The 469-nt window shown below is 73.8% G+C and carries 1 protein-coding gene; it reads left to right on the top strand.

Annotated features, from left to right (window positions below):
* Window positions 1-469 (top strand): glutamate mutase L (locus tag GSF22_RS34140; protein WP_208817988.1); only part of this gene is annotated, 469 nt, incomplete at both ends.

The following is a 469-nucleotide window of genomic DNA, read 5'->3' as shown; positions in this document are numbered from 1 at the left end:
GGTGGTGCATGTGGCCGCCGGGGTGTTGTCGGGCGCGGATGTGGCGGCGTTGCGGGCGGCCCGGCCGGATGTGCTGCTGCTGGTGGGTGGCACCGACGGTGGTGACGGTGAGGTGTTGCTCCGTAACGCGGGCCGGTTGGCGCGGATGCGGTGGCGGGTGCCGGTGGTGTTGGCCGGTAACGCCGTGGTGCGCGACGAGGTCGCGGCGGTGCTGGCGGCCGGTGGGGTGCCGGTGACCGTGGCGGGCAACGTGTTGCCGAAGATCGGGGTGTTGGCGCCGCAGGAGGCGCGGGCGGCGATCCGGCAGGTGTTTCTGCGGCATGTGATCGGTGGTAAGGGCCTGTCGCGGGGGCCGCGGTTCGCGTCGTTGGTGCGGGCGGCGACACCGGACGCGGTGTTGACCGGGGTGGAGGTGCTGGCCGACGCGGTCGGTGGTGACCTGGCGGTGGTGGACGTCGGTGGGGCGACC

It is taken from the genome of Micromonospora echinofusca (assembly GCF_017614955.1).
In the GTDB taxonomy this organism is placed as follows: Bacteria; Actinomycetota; Actinomycetes; order Mycobacteriales; family Micromonosporaceae; genus Micromonospora; species Micromonospora echinofusca_A.
Note: the sequence above shows the minus strand (reverse complement) of the source record. Positions and strands in the feature narration are given on the sequence as shown.